This is a genomic window from Kaistella pullorum, from assembly GCF_014837035.1.
GTDB lineage: Bacteria > Bacteroidota > Bacteroidia > Flavobacteriales > Weeksellaceae > Kaistella > Kaistella rhinocerotis.
This window is the reverse complement of record NZ_JACSPS010000003.1, coordinates 369,432-384,872: the sequence shown is the minus strand read 5'-3', so window position 1 is coordinate 384,872 and position 15,441 is coordinate 369,432. Positions and strand designations below refer to the sequence as shown.

The 15,441-nt window shown below is 42.7% G+C and carries 15 protein-coding genes; 8 read left to right on the top strand and 7 right to left on the bottom strand.

Annotation, left to right across the window (positions count from 1 at the left end; translation table 11 throughout):
* The first annotated feature begins 54 nt into the window (after positions 1–54).
* Both metH and metF read left to right on the top strand, forming a co-directional pair.
* Complete coding sequence (metH, locus tag H9628_RS10325) at positions 55–2,715, top strand: methionine synthase (RefSeq protein WP_251834062.1); 2,661 nt, start codon at positions 55–57, stop codon at positions 2,713–2,715.
* 133 nt (positions 2,716–2,848) lie between these two features.
* Entirely contained in the window at positions 2,849–3,805 is a 957-nt protein-coding gene (metF, locus tag H9628_RS10320) for a methylenetetrahydrofolate reductase [NAD(P)H] (protein WP_251834061.1), read from the top strand.
* A gap of 34 nt (positions 3,806–3,839) precedes the next feature.
* Here the strand turns inward: metF and H9628_RS10315 are convergent, their stop codons facing one another.
* The 5 genes from H9628_RS10315 to H9628_RS10295 all read right to left on the bottom strand — a co-directional run bounded on the left by H9628_RS10315 (position 3,840) and on the right by H9628_RS10295 (position 8,433).
* Positions 3,840–4,517: a hypothetical protein gene (locus H9628_RS10315; protein WP_251834060.1), complete on the bottom strand. Its 678-nt coding sequence runs from the start codon at positions 4,515–4,517 to the stop codon at positions 3,840–3,842.
* A gap of 96 nt (positions 4,518–4,613) precedes the next feature.
* Positions 4,614–5,408 carry an SDR family oxidoreductase gene (locus tag H9628_RS10310; RefSeq protein ID WP_251834059.1) on the bottom strand — a complete coding sequence of 265 codons (795 nt, stop codon included), beginning with the start codon at positions 5,406–5,408 and terminating at the stop codon, positions 4,614–4,616.
* A 12-nt stretch (positions 5,409–5,420) separates the two neighbouring features.
* Positions 5,421–6,641: a 3-phosphoshikimate 1-carboxyvinyltransferase gene (locus H9628_RS10305; RefSeq protein WP_251834058.1), complete on the bottom strand. Its 1,221-nt coding sequence runs from the start codon at positions 6,639–6,641 to the stop codon at positions 5,421–5,423.
* A gap of 69 nt (positions 6,642–6,710) precedes the next feature.
* Entirely contained in the window at positions 6,711–7,037 is a 327-nt protein-coding gene (locus H9628_RS10300) for a nucleotide pyrophosphohydrolase (RefSeq protein WP_251834057.1), read from the bottom strand.
* 16 nt (positions 7,038–7,053) lie between these two features.
* Positions 7,054–8,433: a hypothetical protein gene (locus H9628_RS10295; RefSeq protein WP_251834056.1), complete on the bottom strand. Its 1,380-nt coding sequence runs from the start codon at positions 8,431–8,433 to the stop codon at positions 7,054–7,056.
* Positions 8,434–8,622: 189 nt separating this feature from the next.
* Between H9628_RS10295 and H9628_RS10290 the strand changes: the two genes are divergently transcribed.
* From H9628_RS10290 to H9628_RS10265, 6 genes are all read left to right on the top strand, one after another.
* Positions 8,623–8,874, top strand: a complete 252-nt coding sequence (locus H9628_RS10290; RefSeq protein WP_251834055.1) for a type B 50S ribosomal protein L31 — start codon at positions 8,623–8,625, stop codon at positions 8,872–8,874.
* 136 nt (positions 8,875–9,010) lie between these two features.
* Positions 9,011–10,171, top strand: a complete 1,161-nt coding sequence (locus tag H9628_RS10285) for a GlmU family protein (protein WP_251834054.1) — start codon at positions 9,011–9,013, stop codon at positions 10,169–10,171.
* Positions 10,172–10,275: 104 nt separating this feature from the next.
* Positions 10,276–11,631: an oxygen-dependent tRNA uridine(34) hydroxylase TrhO gene (gene trhO, locus H9628_RS10280; RefSeq protein ID WP_251834053.1), complete on the top strand. Its 1,356-nt coding sequence runs from the start codon at positions 10,276–10,278 to the stop codon at positions 11,629–11,631.
* A 1-nt stretch (position 11,632) separates the two neighbouring features.
* The gene (locus H9628_RS10275) at positions 11,633–12,880 is read left to right on the top strand and encodes a peptidase U32 family protein (protein ID WP_251834052.1); all 1,248 of its coding nucleotides are present in this window, start codon (positions 11,633–11,635) and stop codon (positions 12,878–12,880) included.
* Positions 12,880–13,110, top strand: coding sequence for a ferredoxin (locus tag H9628_RS10270; RefSeq protein ID WP_251834051.1), 231 nt, complete (start codon positions 12,880–12,882; stop codon positions 13,108–13,110). The genes H9628_RS10275 and H9628_RS10270 overlap by 1 nt, the downstream gene beginning before the upstream one ends.
* Position 13,111: 1 nt before the next feature.
* On the top strand, positions 13,112–13,699 hold the full coding sequence (locus H9628_RS10265) for a 5-formyltetrahydrofolate cyclo-ligase (protein ID WP_251834050.1): 588 nt from the start codon (positions 13,112–13,114) through the stop codon (positions 13,697–13,699).
* On the opposite strand, the gene H9628_RS10260 is transcribed toward H9628_RS10265, so the two are convergent.
* Together H9628_RS10260 and H9628_RS10255 are read right to left on the bottom strand one after the other, a co-directional pair.
* Positions 13,636–14,220 carry a hypothetical protein gene (locus tag H9628_RS10260; protein ID WP_251834049.1) on the bottom strand — a complete coding sequence of 195 codons (585 nt, stop codon included), beginning with the start codon at positions 14,218–14,220 and terminating at the stop codon, positions 13,636–13,638. The genes H9628_RS10265 and H9628_RS10260 overlap by 64 nt on opposite strands.
* Positions 14,204–15,361 carry a hypothetical protein gene (locus tag H9628_RS10255; protein WP_251834048.1) on the bottom strand — a complete coding sequence of 386 codons (1,158 nt, stop codon included), beginning with the start codon at positions 15,359–15,361 and terminating at the stop codon, positions 14,204–14,206. Before H9628_RS10255 ends, H9628_RS10260 begins: the two co-directional genes overlap by 17 nt.
* Positions 15,362–15,441: the final 80 nt, after the last annotated feature.

The window sequence follows — 15,441 nt, the reverse complement described above, 5'->3', positions numbered from 1 at the left end:
TTATCAATTTCTTACAATAATGTTTTTAGCAGCTATGCTGCATTTAAATATAAAATGAAACATCTTAAACTTTCTGGGCTCGAGCCATTAAATATAAATTCAGAATCCAATTTTATCAATGTGGGCGAACGAACCAATGTTGCAGGTTCGAAGAAATTTCTTAGGCTGATCAAGGATGGTAATTTTTCCGAAGCGCTTGAAATTGCACGACATCAAGTAGAAAATGGAGCACAGATCCTTGATGTGAATTTTGATGACGGACTTCTCGATGGTAAATACTGTATGGTAAAATTCCTGAATTTGATTGCTGCCGAGCCCGATATTGCCCGAGTCCCGATCATGATAGATTCTTCTAAGTGGGAAATCCTTGAAGCCGGTCTTCAGGTTGTTCAGGGCAAGTCGGTGGTCAATTCGATCAGTCTGAAAGAAGGTGCGGAAGAATTTAAAAGGCAGGCGAGGTCGGTGCGGAGATACGGTGCGGCCGTGGTGGTGATGGCTTTCGATGAGGTTGGTCAGGCAGACAACTTTTCGCGAAGAATTGAGATTGCTAAGCGTTCCTATGATATTTTGGTGAAAGAAGTGGGTTTCCCGGCTGAAGATATCATCTTCGACCTTAATATTTTCCCTGTCGCGACCGGCATGCAGGAGCACCGCCGTAATGCGCTTGATTTCATCGGGGCTTCCAAATGGGTACGTGAAAATCTGCCATACGTCTCGGTTTCTGGCGGTGTTTCAAATGTGTCGTTTTCATTCCGTGGAAACAATGCAGTGCGCGAGGCAATGCACACGGTTTTTCTCTATCACGCCATACAGGCCGGTATGAATATCGGTATTGTGAATCCGGCGATGTTGGACGTATATGACGAAATTCCGAAAAATTTACTTGAATTGGTGGAAGATGTTATTTTAGACAGGCGGCCAGATGCAACCGAAAGACTTTTGGAATATTCGGAAAAGAACAGATCGGGCAAAAAAGAAATCGCCGAAGATCTCTCGTGGCGAAATGCGCCGCTGCAAGACCGGATCACCCACGCATTGGTAAAAGGAATAGACCGATTCATCATAGAAGATGTAGAACAGGCGCGGAGGCAGACCGCTCGGCCACTTGATGTGATTGAGATCAACCTGATGACAGGAATGGGCGTGGTAGGCGACCTCTTCGGCAGCGGAAAAATGTTTCTGCCACAAGTGGTGAAATCTGCACGCGTAATGAAAAAAGCGGTGGCGTACCTGCAGCCATTTATCGAAGCGCAAAAAGACATTTCGAAGCCCGCCAACGGAAAAATTGTGATGGCTACTGTGAAAGGCGATGTGCATGATATCGGTAAAAATATAGTTTCCGTCGTACTTGCGTGTAACAACTATGAAATTATCGATTTGGGCGTAATGGTGCCAGCCCAGAAAATTATTCAAACTGCAGTTGACCTGAAAGCCGATGCAATAGGACTTAGCGGTCTCATCACGCCGAGTTTGGATGAGATGGTACATATCGCTGCTGAACTTCACCGGCAGAACCTCGATATTCCATTACTAATTGGTGGCGCTACCACTTCTAAGGCACACACCGCGGTAAAAATCGACCCAAAATGTGAGAGTGCCGTGATACATGTTAATGATGCCTCGCGCGCAGTTGGCGTAGTGAGTACTTTGCTTAGCGACAAAAGTGGCCAGTACAAAATTGACCTAAAGACCGAGTACGCAGATTTCCGGGAAAAGTTTCTGGAAAGGCAGGTGGAAAAAGCGTATGTATCTCTGGATGAAGCACGTAAAAATAAATTTAAAATTGACTGGAAACTTGAAAGTATTCATCCGCCGCGAAAATTGGGCGTTCAGGTGATTGACGACCAGGTTTTAAGTGAGATTGCCGAATTCATAGATTGGTCACCGTTTTTCCGGAGTTGGGAATTACACGGCAAATATCCGGAAATTTTGGATGATGAGGTCGTTGGTCGGGAAGCTACAGAAGTGTTTCAGGACGCGCAGCAAATGCTCCGGCAGATTATTACTGAAAAGTCGCTAAAAGCCAAAGGTGTCATCGGTATCTTTAAAGCAAACGCGGTGCACGATGACGACATTGCTGTGTACGATAAAAATGGAAGTCAAATTTCAACTTTTCATACACTCCGTCAGCAAGTAAAGCGTTCTGCGGGTAAAGAATATTATGCACTTGCCGATTTCATCGCGCCCGAAACATCTGGTGTACAGGATTATATCGGATGCTTTGCCGTAACGACGGGTTTCGGGACCGAAGAGTTGGTGCAGAAATATAAGAACAGTCACGATGATTATAATGCGATCATGGCGAAGGCATTATCTGACCGGTTGGCTGAAGCATTTGCAGAGTTTCTTCATCAAAAAGTTCGCACTGAAATCTGGGGTTACGCTTCTGACGAATATCTCCGGAATGAGGATCTGATTGCCGAAAAATATCGTGGCATTCGGCCTGCACCCGGTTATCCGGCCTGTCCCGATCATCTCGAAAAACTCACCATCTGGCAGTTGCTTAATGTAAAAGAAAATATTGGTCTTGAACTGACCGAAAGTCTCGCAATGTTTCCTACGGCGGCTGTTTCAGGGTATTATTTGGCAAACCCGCACGCGAAATATTTCGGTGTCGGGAAAATTACCGAAGACCAACTCGCCGATTATGCGAAACGTAAGAATGTAGATATTGATTTTGCCCGGAAATGGCTTCGTCCGAACCTGAATGAGTAGATGCCGGAAATCCTGCGTGAGCGATTGCAGTGGAAATCCCGCAGGCACCGCCGAGGAATTGAAACGGAAAGCGCGGTTCTGAGCGAGGGCGCAGGCCCGAGCGAAGAACACGCCTAAATAATCAAAATAATTAATGAAAATAACCGAACACATAGAAAAAGCGCAGGGCAAAACCTTGTTTTCACTCGAGATTGTACCGCCGCCAAAGGGCACCGGCATTGAAGATCTTTATAAAAACATAGATCCGCTGATGGAATTCAAGCCGCAATTCATCGATGTGACGACTTCCCGTGAAGAATATATTTATCTCGATAAAGGAAACGGACTGATGGAACGGAAAATCACGCGTATGCGGCCGGGCACACTGGGGATTTGCGCTTCCATACAACACAAATACAGTGTAGATACCGTTCCGCACGTGCTTTGTGGCGGTTTTTCGCAGGAAGAAACCGAGTATTTACTTGTTGACTGTATGTATCTTGGCCTTGAGAATGTGATGGCATTGCGCGGCGATGCGATGAAAGGCGAGAACCACTTTGTACCAACTGCGGGCGGCCACCGGAATTCGGTGGATCTTGTGCGGCAGATTGATAATTTAGGAAGAGGGAAGTTTCTGCATGATGAAAGTGCCTGCAGCGAAAGGAGTAAATTCTGCATCGGTGTGGCCGGATATCCCGAAAAACACATTGAAGCGCCATCGATGAAAAATGATCTGAAATGGCTGAAGCAGAAGGTGGATGCGGGTGCAGATTACGTGGTGACGCAGATGTTTTTCGACAATAAAAAGTATTTCGAATTTGTGCGTCAGGCGCGTGAAATGGGAATCAGCGTTCCTATAATTCCCGGCATCAAGCCGATCGCGACGAAATCTCACCTGCAGATGCTGCCGAAAGTTTTCAAAATTGATTTGCCGGAAGATTTGATTTCGCAGGTTGAAAATGCTAAAAACAATGCGGCTGTGCAACAGATCGGTATTGAATGGACGGTGAACCAATGCCGTGAACTTCGCGAGTTCGGCGTGCCGGTGCTGCATTTTTATTCGATGGGAAAAAGCGATAATATCAAAAAAATCGCGGCTGAGCTGTTCTAATAAAAAAGCGAAGATCATTTCTTCGCTTTTATATTTAATTATTTAAAAAGTTGTTCAGTTTTATCAGATCCGCCTCTGAAGTAAGCTTGATTTTATTCGTTTTGATGAAATTTGAAAGTTCGGCTTCACGTTCCGGAAAACTCGGTATCAGGTCTTTTGTATTTTTAGGAATTCTAATCAAACCTGTTTCGGTTTTGATAAAATAGGCCGGCTTCAGTAACTCGAATCTCGCGGGAGTTCCGGGAATCATAGAGTTAGGTGCAGGAACAGCATCGTGGAACTTTGTTATCACCTTTTTGAGCAGACGGTTTTTTCCGCCTGAAAGTTCGAAAAAGTAACCTGCATTCTCATCATGTGTATTGACCAAAACCAGTTTTTCGCCGCTGTTTTCGAAAATGAATTTAGGATAAGATTCTTCGCGCGGAATTTCAAAAACATCTGTATTAACCAATATTTCTACCGTATCCAAAAAACTGTTGTAGCGAATCGGCACAGAGGCTGAGGTGTCGCCTACACGAGCAGGCAGAAATGTTCTGTTGTAATACGGTATGCCCTCAATATCGCTATACTTTATCTTTTGTTTACCGTTGTTTACTTCGTCGATTAGTTTAGTCCACTTGGCTTGTCTGGCGACCTCGCCAACGGTAATTTGTTGTGCCTGAAGGGATACGGACACCGCAAAAAGACTGATTATTGTGTAAATTGTTTTCATCTTTTTTAAAAAATCGGTATTAAAGGTATTGCAAATATACATTATGTGTGAATATGATAAATGTCTTTGCAGATATTATTATTAAAAATGCAAAATTTATGCTTTGTCTAAACTGTTATACTTGCGCATCAGGTTTTCATACATATTTTGCGGAAGCATCCATTTAAGCGGAACACCTATTTTTTGACCGAATTTCCCAAAATAGAAATGTGCTTTCCAACGGTTTGAAGCCAGCAATTTCTCAATATAACGGGCTACTTCCAATGGTTCTGTGCCTTGGTCAACGTGCGAATTCATCAACGCGTAAACTTTATCGAAAGTCGTGCGGTAGGGTTCGCTGACATTTGTTTTGACGCGGTTTTCGGCAATGTTGGTTTTAATGTCACCCAAATGCAGCGTGCAGGCATCGATATTCCAAGGCGAAATTTCGTAGCGGATCGCCTCGGTGACCTTATCGAGGGCAGATTTAGAAGCTGAATAGAATCCGCGGAAAGGCAAGCCCATCTCAGAACCGATGCTTGAAATGTTAATTATTTTACCGCTTCGCTGCCCACGCATTATCGGCAGTACCGCACTCATCATCTGCACAGCGCCAACCAGATTCAGGTTGAACAGTTTCAGGATTTCTTCTTTCGACGAATCTTCTACCGGACCTACCATTCCCATTCCGGCATTGTTGATCAGTACATCAATGCGCCCCGATTTGCTTAAGACTTCCTGAACTGCCTTTTCTACCGCTTCGGCCATGGTGATGTCTGTCGGAATTGTAGTGAAGTAGGGAGATTCTACATTTTTTCGGCTCAAACCAAAAACCTGATGCCCATTTTTGCCAAAGTATTCAGCAAGTACGAAACCGATTCCGGAAGATGTTCCGGTGATTACAATTGTCATCTTATTTAAATATTACTCAGTTAGATACGAGAAATCCTTCCAAAAATCAGGATATGATTTCTCTACCACCTCAGGATTTTCGATTGTTAACGGCTTTAATAGACTGAACGGCGCGAAACTCATGGCCATCCGGTGATCATTGTATGTTTTAATGGAAATCGGCTCGGCGGGACTGAAGAAATGTACAGAGCAGATTTCCGCATCAGTAATCTCAGTTGCACAGCCAATTTTAAATAGTTCATTCTGAAGCGCGACAAGCCTGTCTGTTTCTTTTATTTTTAAGGTTGAAAGACCACAGATCTCAAATGGAATCTGAAGCGCGGCAGCTGTGACACAGATCGTTTGCGCAATGTCTGGCGCGTCGCGCAGATCCAGTTTTATCTTTTTAGGCAATTCAAATGAAGTTTCCGGATAAAGTGAAATCTTCGATTCTGCACCTTCCGAAATGGTGTTAACACCAAAACATTCCCAGTAGATTTCGCGCAGAACGGAGTCGCCCTGTAATGAAAACGGCTTGAAACAGCGTAGATTAAGGCTTTCTCGTGAGATTGCCGCCACAGAATAAAAGTACGATGCAGAGCTCCAATCACTTTCCACCACGAATGGTGCGGACGAGAGATTGGCGGGATCAAACCCCGCAAAAATCTTTATCGTATCGCCTTCCCATTCATTTGGAATCTCAAGTGTTCTGAGGATTTTCAAAGTCATTTCAAGATAAGGTCTGGAAGTGACTTCGCCCTGGAGTTTTATTTGCAAACCGTTGTGAAGTTTTGCACCGATGAGCATCAGTGAGGTGATAAACTGGCTGGATACGTTTGCGGGAATAGAAACGGTGCTTTTGGTAAGCTTTTTTCCGGTTATTTTTAATGGCGGAAAGCCTTCATTTTCCAGATACTGAATTTCCGCTCCCAATGTTCGAAGCGCATCGACAAGAAATTTTATGGGACGCTGCTTCATGCGCTCAGAGCCGGTCAGCGTAACGGTTCTGCCTTCAGCAATTGCGAAATACGAGGTGAGGAAGCGCATCGCCGTGCCGGCATGATGCACATCGATGATTTCAGAATCGCTTTCCAGCGCTTTTTGTAGCAACTGTGTGTCTTCAGAATTCGAAAGGTTCTGGATCCGGAGATTTCCGAAGAGCTTCTGCAAAATGAACAAACGATTCGAAATGCTTTTCGAACCGCTTATTTCAATGGTTTTATTGGCTGCAATTGTGGTTTTGTCTAAAAACATTTAATTATAAATATGAACGCATTCCTAAAGTTCAGCATCTGGTATTTCTCCGAAAAGTCTGCGAATCAGCTACTTTAGTTTGTCGTTGTTCTGATGACGGTCGAAATCTCGTTCGGTTTTTTTCTTCATCTTATTGTCGAAAGCCTGCTGCAGGTCGGTGCCGGTTTGGTTTGCCAGACATAAAGTGACGAACAGCACATCTGCGAGTTCTTCACCTAGATCTTTGGTTCTGTCGCTGTCTTTTTCGCTTTGTTCGCCATATTTACGGGCGATGATCCGGGCCACTTCGCCTACTTCCTCAGTCAGCATGGCCATATTGGTGAGCTCGTTAAAGTAACGGACACCGATAGTTTTAATCCATTCGTCTACCTGTTGCTGAAGATTGGTGATTTCCATTGTTCGGTAAACTTGGTTATTCGTAAGCGCCTATCGTAGGAGGATTCTTTCTGGCAACTCCGGCGATATCTGTCGGAAAACCGGCGAGATTCGCACCTTTACCTTTTGCCGGTGAATCGTCTTTTACCCTTAAATTCATTTTGTGGGTGAAATAATTCTGGAATTTCGGGTCTTCATTTTTAATGTTGGTCCCGTCAACAGTATAACCTGCGTCATTACCGTATTTGAGAAGGTTGTTTTGGAAAACCATCGCGAAAGTCTGTCCCGACGTCTGTTTGAACACGATCGCGTTTTCTTTTTCCGTGTAAATGATTGAATTCCGGATATTCAGCGTCAGCGGCCCGTTCTCGAGCGTCGCTCCGTTTTGGTATTCATTCGTGGCATAGATGCCAAGCGCCGGCATGGCGGAGTTCAGATTCCAGTAATTGGCGATGGTCGCGTGCGTGATGTTGTACGTTCCGCCTTTAAAAATACCTATCGCTGCTTCACCAAAATTGTTCATTACCAGATTCGATGTACTGATGTTCGACTTTACCGCGAAAATACCGTACTCCTCGAAAGTATGGATGATCGTATTGCTGATGTTTGCCTGGGTTTCCGTCATTTCGAGTCCGCGTATTCCGCCAAAAAGCTTCGCATAGTTCATGTTGAGTTTAGCTCCGCTCCCGAACTGGATTCCTTTCCAGTTTTTCGGAATGGTATCGTAGCGCGTGTCATTGCGGTCACCACGGAAGATCACTTCACTGTTGAGCTGGCCATTCACATTGAGTGTTGCGTTTTCAGAAATCTTTAATCCACCGTTCTTAAAGAAATAGACTTTCGTGCCCTGTTCTATGTTTAATGTTTTGCCGTCTCCGAGCGTCAGGTCACCAAAGATGATTTTAGCTTTTTCGTTATTCCAGGTGGTATTTTGCGTCAGAATATTTGGGTTCGTTTCATTTTGAATGAAAAATTCAGCATCCTGAACAACCGAAAAGAGGGTAACATGCTGATTTCCTGCCGGCGACTGTATTTGGATACGGTCTTCCGCGATCGCTTCAGTTGCATTGGCAACGGGCGCAATTTCTACGAAAACATACAAACTGTCTTTTTTTCTTAAAGCCACATTGTTGAATTCAGTGCCTGATTTTCCGTCAAGATTGATCCGATAAGGAGATGTGGCGCCGGTTTCAAGACTGATTTTAGGAATCATAACGTCTTTGTCTTCATCATTATAGATTTTCACGGCATAGGTTTCCGATCTCACCTGATTGTAAACTGTATCAAGAAAGAGCGTATCGGCCGAAAAACGCAGCAGTTGGGAAGGGTTTTCGAAGCTAATATCGTCGCGGTTACAGGCTGTGGCAGTGAGCATCAGCCAAAAAGCACCGGCAAAAAGAAATAGGAATTTATTCATCGAAATTTGTACGTTGTATTGTTTTCAAATTTAACTAAAATTGTGGAACGGAAAAATAGCGAAAAATTCCGTAGGAGTTTTTGCGAATTACGAAAATATTTGTACTTTTGCGGTCTAAAAAATTAGCGGAGGAAAATCCATTACTACTTCTGAAGCAAAACTTTAATTTTTACTTTAAAATTTTTAATTATGAAAAACGGAATCCACCCGGAAAATTATAGACTTGTTGTTTTCAAAGATATGAGTAATGACGAGATGTTCCTTTGCAAATCTACAGCTGATACGAGAGACACCATCGAGTATGAAGGACAGGAATACCCTTTGATCAAGATGGAAATCTCTTCTACATCTCACCCTTTCTACACTGGAAAAGTGAAATTGGTAGATACCGCAGGTAGAGTAGATAAATTCATGAGCAAATACAAAAAATTCTCAAAATAATCTTTGAGGATACAGAGAATACAAAGTCTTTCAGGTTGCTGAAGGACTTTTTTTTATTGTAAATTTGGGATGCGATGGTGAAAATCATTCCACTTTCTTAACACTTAACTTCAATTCAAAATCTAAAATCGTACGTATGCAGCTTGTTTTTTCTGATGCCCAGTTTTGGGGAGATTTTTTACCGCTAACATTCACAAGACCTGTTGCAGAGATGCGTTGCGGGATCCTCACATTTTCCGAGAGGTGGCAAAAACTGTTGGATTCAGCCCAAATTTCTTACATCACGGAAGACTTTCTTCAGGAAAAATTTCAAAAACCCGAAAAAGTAGAAAGCCTGTTTCTTGTTCCAAATTTTCTTCCTACCGAAAAGGTTTTAGGTCAGATAAAGGATTTGAAAACGGGCGAAGCGCTGGTATACGATAATGAACTGCTGGCTGTAAGAATCAATATGGACAATTTTTCGTTGAACCAAATTGAAAAAATGACCGATATCGAGGAAAAACTCACGTTCTTCAAACAGCCCACCGATTTATTCTCTTTCAATGAGGAAGCGATAAATTTTGATTTTGACTTGCTCACAAAAGGCCGAAAATCTGCGGAACTTTCCGAAACGAATGGTTTTTTAGGGAATAAACAGGATTTATTCATCGAAGAAAGCGCGGCTGTGGAGTTTTCAACCTTAAATACAAAAACCGGAAAAATCTATATCGGTAAAGATGCTGAAGTGATGGAAGGCTGCAACCTACGCGGCCCGATTGCACTTTGTGAAGGTTCGAAATTCAATTTAGGTTCTAAAATTTACGGTGCAACTACCGTCGGACCGCATTCTAAAGTAGGCGGTGAGGTGACTAACATTGTGATTTTTGGATATTCAAACAAGGGTCATGACGGTTTCGTGGGCAATTCTGTGATCGGCGAGTGGTGTAATCTGGGCGCTGATACCAATTCATCCAACCTTAAGAACAATTATGCAGAAGTAAAACTTTGGAATTACAGAACTAAAAGATTTGCAAACACCGGGCTACAGTTCGCCGGACTGATAATGGGCGATCATTCAAAATCCGCGATCAACACTCAGTTTAATACCGGAACTGTGGTTGGTGTTGCGGCGAATATTTTCAAAAGCGGCTTCCCGCCAAACCTGATCGACAGTTTTTCTTGGGGCGGAATGAAAGGTGATGAAAAATTCAAATTAGAAAAAGCGTATGAAGTTGCGGAACTGGCGATGGCACGCAGAAAAGTTCCATTTACAGAAGAAGACAGAGAGATTCTGAAACATATTTACATTAATTTCTGATTTGTCTTTTCGCTGAATTTTACATTATCAAATTTTTAAATTCCCACATTTTCAAATTTCTTATCTTTGCACCTTCAATTTTTCTCACTTAAACCGTTTATAGCATGCAACTGTACAACACTTTAAGCGCAGAAGAAAGAGCCCGTCTTATTGATGAAGCCGGTAAGCAACGCCTTACTTTGTCTTTCTATGCGTACGCCAAAATCTCAGATCCCAAAAAGTTTCGCGACGAACTCTTTATAGCCTGGAATGCACTTGATGCGCTCGGCCGTATTTACGTTGCTCACGAAGGAATTAATGCTCAGATGAGTATTCCTGCCGAAAACCTCGAAGCTTTCCGCGAAACTTTGGAAGTGTACGATTTCATGAAAGGCATCCGGCTGAATGAAGCTGTAGAGCACGATGACCACTCGTTTTTAAAACTTACGATAAAGGTTCGTAACAAGATTGTTGCAGACGGTTTGAATGATGAGACTTTCGATGTGACCAACAAAGGAATTCACTTGAAGGCCAAGGAATTCAATACTTTACTCGAAGATCCGAACACAATTGTGGTTGATTTCCGCAATCATTATGAAAGTGAAGTAGGGCATTTCAAAGGCGCGATAACGCCTGATGTAGAGACGTTCCGGGAAAGTTTACCAATCATCAATGATAAACTGCAGGATTTCAAAGAAGATAAAAACCTGCTGATGTACTGTACGGGCGGGATCCGCTGCGAAAAAGCCAGTGCGTATTTCAAACATCAGGGTTTTAAAAATGTCTTTCAGCTTGAAGGCGGCATCATCGAATATGCGAGACAGGTAAAAGAAGAAAATATAGAAAGTAAATTCATCGGTAAAAATTTCGTTTTTGATCACAGGTTGGGCGAAAGGATTACGGATGATATCGTTTCACAGTGCCACCAGTGCGGAAAACCGTGCGATAATCATACAAATTGCTTCAATGACGCGTGTCATTTGCTCTTTATTCAGTGTGACGAATGCAAAGCTGCGATGGAAAACTGCTGTTCTCCAAAATGTCTTGAAACCATTCATTTGCCGCTCGAGGAACAGGCAAAACTTCGAAAAGGTCTGCAGGTAGGTAATAAGATTTTCCGCAAAGGTAAATCTGATGACTTGAAGTTCAAGAAATCTGGTGAACTGCTAGATAAACCTTTAGCAAAGGCGGTTACAAAGAATATCCGGCAAAAAATTTCGGTGAAAAAAATGCTGATTGGCAAAGCTGAACATTATTATCCTAAGTCGAAAGTCGCTCAGTTTCTGCTTGGAGACGGCGAAGTTTCTGTAGGTGATAAAATTTTAATTTCCGGACCCACAACCGGTGAGCAGGAGATGGTTTTAAATGAACTTTTTGCGAACGGAAACGCTTGCGAAACAGCGAAAGCAGGCGATCAAATAACGTTTCCTTTGCCATTCAGAGTTCGTCTTTCCGATAAGTTGTTAAAGATTTTAAATTAAAATGACGGCTTCAGGAAAAATGGAGTTGATGTCACCAGCCGGTGATTTCACTTCGATGCAGGCTGCTTTGGACAACGGTGCAGATTCCGTTTATTTCGGTGTAGAACAGCTGAACATGCGCGCACGGGCGTCGATGAATTTTACAATCGATGACTTACCGGAAATTGCCAGAAGATGTTCGGAGAAAGGAGTTCGAACGTATCTAACTTTAAATACGATCATCTACGATCACGATTTATCTTTAATCAAAACACTTTTAGATAAAGCAAAGGCCGCCAACCTTACGGCTGTAATTGCCATGGATCAAGCTGTAATTTCGTACGCTCGACAGATTGGGATGGAGGTTCACATTTCCACCCAGATCAACGTCACCAACATCGAAACCGTGAAATTTTATGCGCTGTTTGCTGATACGATTGTGATGAGCCGCGAGCTCAGCATTACTCAAATAAAAAAAATCTGCGACCAAATCGTTAAAGATGATGTACGCGGACCTTCCGGAAACCTTGTTGAGGTGGAAATTTTTGGTCACGGTGCCTTATGCATGGCGGTTTCGGGGAAATGTTATTTAAGTTTACATTCTCATAATTCATCGGCGAACAGAGGCGCCTGCAAACAGAACTGCCGAAAAAAGTACACAGTTATCGATCAGGAGACGGGTTTTGAGATAGAACTCGACAACGAATATATGATGTCGCCGAAAGACCTGTGTACCATCAGTTTCCTCGATCAGGTGGTTGAATCAGGAGTAAAAGTTCTGAAAATTGAAGGTCGCGGCCGCGCACCGGAATACGTAGCGACTGTTACCAAAAGTTACCGAGAAGCGATCGACGCCATCTTCGACGGAACCTACTCTCCCGAAAAAGTGGCTGACTGGATGGCTAGGCTTGAAATCGTGTACAACCGTGGTTTCTGGTCTGGTTATTATTTAGGTCAGGAACTCGGCGAATGGTCTGAAACCTCGGGTTCAAGTGCGACGCCGAAGAAAGTGTACATCGGAAAAGGCCGCCACTTTTATCCAAAATCAAATGTGGCTGAATTCTTAATTGAAGCGTACGACCTCGCGGTAGGCGACAGAGTTTTAATCCAGGGACCGACTACGGGTTCGCAGGAAATGCTACTTGAATCAATGATCGTCGATCAAAAACCTGCCGCAGAAAAAGCTTCAAAGACTGATGTCATCACTTTCAAAACAGATTTTCGTGTGCGACCTTCGGACAAACTCTACAAAATTGTAGAGAATAACTGATGGTGATCGTGACCTTGCAGCGCGAAAAGTGCATTGGCTGTAACTACTGCGCAGAATTTGCGCCGGAATTCTTCCGGATGTCCAAAAAAGACGGTAAATCTGTGTTGCTGAAAACACTCGATAAAAAGGGTTTTTATACGTTCAAAACGCCTAATCATGAAGCTTTTGACCCCTGTGAAAAGGCTGCAAAAGCCTGTCCGGTGAAAATAATTTCGGTAAAAGCGATATAAAATGACCAAAGCTTACATCAGAATAAAATACCGACAAAAGCGTGCGATGCTCTCGCAGCAGGACGTAGCGGAATTGTCCCGGAAGATTTTTGAAAATTTCAGTAAGTACTTTGAGCTAACTGAAGGTCAGAATATTCACTGTTTTCTTACAGCATACTCTAAGGAGGAAGTACAGACTGAACTTTTCATTGAATATTTCAGGACCTCTAACTGTAGGATTTTCGTTCCGAAAGTCGTGGGTGAGAAGATGATCGCGGTAGAACTGTTAGCGCAAACCCTGTTAGTTCCGAATAAATGGGGGATTCCTGAACCGGAAACTAACACTGAAATTAAAGGTGTAGAATATGATCTCGTAATCGTTCCTTTAATGTACGCAGACCGGTTTGGCAACCGGGTGGGTTACGGCAAAGGATTTTATGATCATTTTTTTGCCGATATTAATCCGCAAGCCAAGAAAGTGGGAGTCAATTTCTTTCCGCCGGATGAAATTATCGATGATGTATGGCATGAAGATATCCCGCTGGATTATCTTGTGACGCCTACCGCGGTGCTGTCATTTGGCACCGGTGCATCAAAGTTTACAAAGTAAAACTTGAATTCTTTTTTGAATTTTACAGGCGAAGGACGAAGGATATATTCCGCATTTTTAGAGAAAATTCCAAGCTTTCGGTTGCTGTCATCAAAATATTCGACATCAAACTTCGCAAAATCCAGTGTGTCAGAACCCACGATACGCTTATTCACAGCTAAATTGCCCACTTTGGCTGATGCTACATTCAGGCTGTCGAGTTCTGCGAGCAAAGGTGCGAGCTTGGTAGAGTCAGGATTTGCAAAATATCTCTGCATCTGTGCGTAGATCACTGAATCTATCTCTGTATCACGGTTTCCCGAGGTGTAGAGCGTGGAAAGATCAAGCAATTCCTGAATTTTCTGCTTTGTGATAAAAGAAATCGCCTGAGCGCTGTCCATCTTATTTGCCGGATAAGAGACTTTGTTGGTGTTGTTCCGGATTTTTTCCAGGTCAGACGGACCTTTAGTTTCCTTATTACATGAATAAAGTGTCGCGAGCAACAGAATAAGGCTGTAAAATAATCTATTTGTTTTCTTCATTGGTGCCGATTTTAAATTTAATCATCACTATTTTCCCGGATTGATTGGTCTGTGTATCAATCACTTCAAGGTTTTCCAGGGAGGTTGACGGTAATGTTACGAGATTGATGTACCGCTGTTTATCCATTGTTTCGACGCCATAAAACTGATTGTCGAAAACCTGATAAATCAGCGCATTGTCGCTGATCAAATAGTTCAAACTTACCCGTTTCTTTTTCAAGTCTGTTATAGATTTCGAATAATAAAAGAGCATGATCGCGTAGTCGTTGGGCTTCAATTCGATGTTTTCCGCTTCCGGCGCCGTTTCCAGATTACGCTGTATGGTGTCCGTTCGGTAATAAGGAGACGAAACAACCATCGTAAGGTCCTTTGATTTTGTGGTGTACACAAAAGGTTCATTCGGTTTCGCGGAATAGAGGATTGGTGATTCATTTTCTTTCAGGATCTGCACCTGTAGTTCCGCATTGATTTTCGAATTGCGGTCAGCATCGATGAAGCTGTAATAATATTTTTTACTGAACAATTCGTCTTTAAATATAAGAAGACCTACAGCCACCGCAAGCAATACTGAAATGCCAAGCCAAACGTACTTTTTGATCACCGTAAAAGCAGACTTGGAATCCTGCGTGTCGTAAGTTTCGAGCGAAGAGGTATTTTGTTTAATTACTTGATTATCAGTATTTGATTTTTGTAAAATATCGTTTTCATCAGTTTCTGAACTGCTGGTGGGCAGTCTTTTTTCCTCATTTGTCTGCGCGATGCGGGAATCAGAACTTGCTTCAGGAATTAAATCTCCAGTAGAACTATTTTCTACTGCTTCTTCTCTTTCCTGTAACACTTCGTCTGCGAAAAGATGATTCTTTTTAAAGTCGTACCACGAGGCGTATCCTGCATAAACAGAGAGCAAATTGAGCATATCGATACGCGGAAGCTTAGTTACAGGTGAGGTTTTGAAATAGGTATAGAAAGTCTTCTCACTGATGTTTCCTTTCGCGATTTTACGCAGATCCTCCTGAAAATAAATAATGTCAATCCCTTTCCACTTAGAAATTTCTTCAAAGGACGGGCTGTGATTTTCCAAATATCGGCTTTCAACCTCCTTTTTGAGTTGTTCAAAATGTAAAATATCTAAATGGCTCAATGTAGTCGTTTTATTTAATGTCCTGATTTACAGGTGTTGTATTTTGTAAAACAGCTTTACAAAGGTATTACAATTAATTT

Coding starts and splice junctions, on each gene's coding strand:
- metH (WP_251834062.1), top strand. CDS start 55: ATGAAACATCTTAAACTTTCTGGGCTCGAGCCATTAAATATAAATTCA.
- metF (WP_251834061.1), top strand. CDS start 2,849: ATGAAAATAACCGAACACATAGAAAAAGCGCAGGGCAAAACCTTGTTT.
- H9628_RS10315 (WP_251834060.1), bottom strand. CDS start 4,517: ATGAAAACAATTTACACAATAATCAGTCTTTTTGCGGTGTCCGTATCC.
- H9628_RS10310 (WP_251834059.1), bottom strand. CDS start 5,408: ATGACAATTGTAATCACCGGAACATCTTCCGGAATCGGTTTCGTACTT.
- H9628_RS10305 (WP_251834058.1), bottom strand. CDS start 6,641: ATGTTTTTAGACAAAACCACAATTGCAGCCAATAAAACCATTGAAATA.
- H9628_RS10300 (WP_251834057.1), bottom strand. CDS start 7,037: ATGGAAATCACCAATCTTCAGCAACAGGTAGACGAATGGATTAAAACT.
- H9628_RS10295 (WP_251834056.1), bottom strand. CDS start 8,433: ATGAATAAATTCCTATTTCTTTTTGCCGGTGCTTTTTGGCTGATGCTC.
- H9628_RS10290 (WP_251834055.1), top strand. CDS start 8,623: ATGAAAAACGGAATCCACCCGGAAAATTATAGACTTGTTGTTTTCAAA.
- H9628_RS10285 (WP_251834054.1), top strand. CDS start 9,011: ATGCAGCTTGTTTTTTCTGATGCCCAGTTTTGGGGAGATTTTTTACCG.
- trhO (WP_251834053.1), top strand. CDS start 10,276: ATGCAACTGTACAACACTTTAAGCGCAGAAGAAAGAGCCCGTCTTATT.
- H9628_RS10275 (WP_251834052.1), top strand. CDS start 11,633: ATGACGGCTTCAGGAAAAATGGAGTTGATGTCACCAGCCGGTGATTTC.
- H9628_RS10270 (WP_251834051.1), top strand. CDS start 12,880: ATGGTGATCGTGACCTTGCAGCGCGAAAAGTGCATTGGCTGTAACTAC.
- H9628_RS10265 (WP_251834050.1), top strand. CDS start 13,112: ATGACCAAAGCTTACATCAGAATAAAATACCGACAAAAGCGTGCGATG.
- H9628_RS10260 (WP_251834049.1), bottom strand. CDS start 14,220: ATGAAGAAAACAAATAGATTATTTTACAGCCTTATTCTGTTGCTCGCG.